Genomic DNA, 3043 nt, shown 5'->3' with positions numbered 1-3043 from the left:
TCGCTGATTTTTTGCGTCAGCCCGCACTCTTTTTGCGCTTCGCTGATTTTTTGCGTCAGCCTCTGTGATATACGTCAAAAAAAGAGCAAAGCAAATGCTTTACTCAATGTGTTCATCATTCAATTGTATTAAATATCTCTTCTATATTTTCGTTGATTTCTTCTCTAGGCAAGCCTGCACGCAAGTTATTATCAATAACGGATATGCGATAAAATTCGCTTTGATTTGTTATAATTTTTACTTGTTTATTCTCTGTATAAGGTTTTACTGCTTTATAAACATTTTGCTTTACAGCTTCCTTATCACTATCCTTTGCTGGCAATACACCAATAATAATTTTATGATCGTATGTGGCAGCTGTGGCTTGATCTACACTCTCAACTTGTTCAGCAGCATTGATAATCTGCTCCATTTGATTGCCGTCATATGCTTCATAATAGGAGGACCTAGTAGGGTTCACATCAGATATATGTCCATGGTAATTTTCATCGGTGCGACTAAAACGTCCATCACGATAGCTTTGTTCTTCTCCAAGTGAATGATCCATTAGCTCTGTGACAGGGCCATCGTCATCATTCATTATTCTTATATTTGTATTATGCGGATCATGATTTTCATTTGAATAATAGCCAACCGGTGATAAATTGTTACTATTACGATTGTGATCAAGAGAATTATCGTTGCTGCCACATGCTGTTAAACTTATGGAAGCTATTACTGCAAAAGGTAAGGCGATAAATTTCCTGTTCAAATTCACAACCCCCTGGCATTAAAATGAGATGTTTATCTCATTTATTAATTTGCCTCCACCATGGGGAATTCATTCTTTTAGGTGAGGATTCACGATAAAATAAGTTATTCCTCTATTTCCTTTTTTATTTTTTCGATGAATCTCTTCCTACTCTGATACTGATCGATAGTCATATTCAAAAGTTTTCTCATCAGCATCGGGTTGACATACATTTTTTGACGGACCGCGCGATTCCACTCTCGGAAAATGTCTGTCGGATAGGCCAAAGCATATAAAAAGCCTTTTTCACTCAGTAAAGGTTTTATATTTGGCATCTTCTCAAGCTCTGCAAATGACCAATTTATCGCTGGCAGGATACGGTTTGCATATTGTAAGTAATCCGCTTGCTGATTCCCTATACTGATTAAGTCAAAATCAAGCAAATATAAAACATCATTTTTCCCGCGCAAGAAGTTATGGTGTGCTACATCCCCATGAAGAATCACTCTTTTCCCTTGTTGAAGAAACAGCTTTTCATTTTTCATCCCTTTTAAAGCCCAATCAGCCCATTGTAAAAATTCATGAAGAACTTCTTTTTCGATAAAATATTTAATGAGAGAAAGGTGGCTGATAAATTGGTCTGTTCTTTCCTGCCATTTTTCCAGCTGTTTAAATTGAGGAATGAGCGTCATGTATCTTTGGACAAGCTTCTCAGAAACAAGATGATATTCACTCAATAATGCAAGGCCATCTATTCGATCGATATGTTCAGTATAAGTAAAATTCTCTTCAGCATGCTCAATATATTCAATACAACCAAAGTATATATTTTCAAAAATTAATGGGGGTTCTATAGCATAGTTTATAAATGAATACGTCTTTGTAAACCCTTCCTTAATCAACGAAGAGGTAAAGGCTTCTTGGAGTTTTAAACGATGATAAGAGGAAAATCCCTTTAAAATAAATACACCTTTAACACTATCTACAATAAATACATTTTTTCTTACTGGTGTTAATTTTTTTATCATAAATGGGAGTTGTTTTTTTAAATAAGAGAGGAGACGATTTTTATATAAACCGTCTCCCACATGATCAACCTTCGAAGTCACTGCTCTCTTCATATCCTCTTGGCATTCCAAATGGCTGGCCTCCCATTGGACCATAGCCATATGGGGAAGCTTGAGGCTGGAAAAATTCTGGTTGTGGTCCACGATAAGGCATTCCATAACCTGGTGCCTGTGGCATAAAGTTCTGATTATACTGACCTGGAGCAAATTGCGGTCCTCCGCATCCACAGTCCTCTACCCCTTGCACATATGATGGCTGCAATGGCATTTGACTTTCAGTTGGAGAAAGTGGCTGCTGACTCTGGCTCGGCATTAACGGCAATTGCGCTTGACTATCATCACTTACCCCTTGCACTTGAGGATATCCGCCCATTGGATGGTGGAAACCTCCAGGTGGAAATCCAGACCCAGGCATTATCGGTGAAACAGGAAATAATGGTCCCGGATGACATGGCGGACATGGCGGACATGGGTAGCACGGTCCATGCATAGCAGGAGCAGTAAAACTAGGCTGAAGCGGCATTTGTTGTTCTTGGACTCCTGCTACTTCTGGCGGTAACTGGGCTTCCAGAGGTAACTGTGCCTGCATTGGCATTTGGGCTTGCATCGGCATTTGAGCTTGCATCGGCATTTGAGCTTGCATTGGCATTTGAGCTTGCATTGGCATTTGAGCTTGCATTGGCATTTGAGCTTGCATTGGCATTTGAGCTTGTGGCGCAAGCTGATATTGTGAGACATATGCTGAGCTTTCTTCATAGTCAAAGTGTGGACTCTCAACACCTGCTACCATACCATGATGTGGAAATTGCGGATTAGGTTGTTGTCCCTCTTGACCTTGCGGATAATAAGGCTGGTTCATACCAGGCTGGAACATATTTGGATTATAAGGATACATAAGCTGTTCATAACCTCCTTGGTTTTGTTCAGAGACATTCTCCGTCTGATTCAAGTGATCAAGCTTTTTCGGCTGCTTCACCTTCGGCAAGATATTTGTCGGTTTAGGCGGGAGCTGCGGCAAAGGCTTAATTGGTTTTTGCTGTTGAATAGGCTGCAACGGCTTTTGCTGTTCAGTAGGCTTTAACGGTTTTTGCTCTTGTATCGGCTGCAATGGTTTTTGCTGCTCAACAGGCTTTAACGGTTTTTGCTGTTGAATAGGCTGCAATGGTTTTTGCTGCTCAACAGGCTTTAACGGTTTTTGTTGTTGAATAGGCTGCAATGGCTTTTGCTGCTCAACAGGCTTTAACGG

2 protein-coding genes and 1 pseudogene are annotated in these 3043 nt (G+C 40.1%); all 3 read right to left on the bottom strand.

Features of this window, described 5'->3' with window-relative positions:
- Positions 1-115: 115 nt before the first annotated feature.
- A complete protein-coding gene (locus CWS20_RS27660; protein WP_066191729.1) occupies positions 116-751 on the bottom strand; it encodes a YhcN/YlaJ family sporulation lipoprotein in 636 nt (211 codons plus the stop codon).
- A gap of 104 nt (positions 752-855) precedes the next feature.
- Entirely contained in the window at positions 856-1869 is a 1014-nt protein-coding gene (locus CWS20_RS27655; RefSeq protein ID WP_241504275.1) for a phosphotransferase, read from the bottom strand.
- Positions 1823-3043: pseudogene (locus tag CWS20_RS27650) on the bottom strand (DUF4573 domain-containing protein); the annotation flags it as partial. The pseudogene CWS20_RS27650 and the gene CWS20_RS27655, both read right to left, overlap by 47 nt.

This window comes from Cytobacillus horneckiae, from assembly GCF_002835735.1.
Lineage (GTDB): Bacteria > Bacillota > Bacilli > Bacillales > Cytobacillaceae > Cytobacillus > Cytobacillus horneckiae.
The sequence above is the reverse complement of the archived record's forward strand: the minus strand, read 5'-3'. Positions and strand labels throughout refer to the sequence as shown.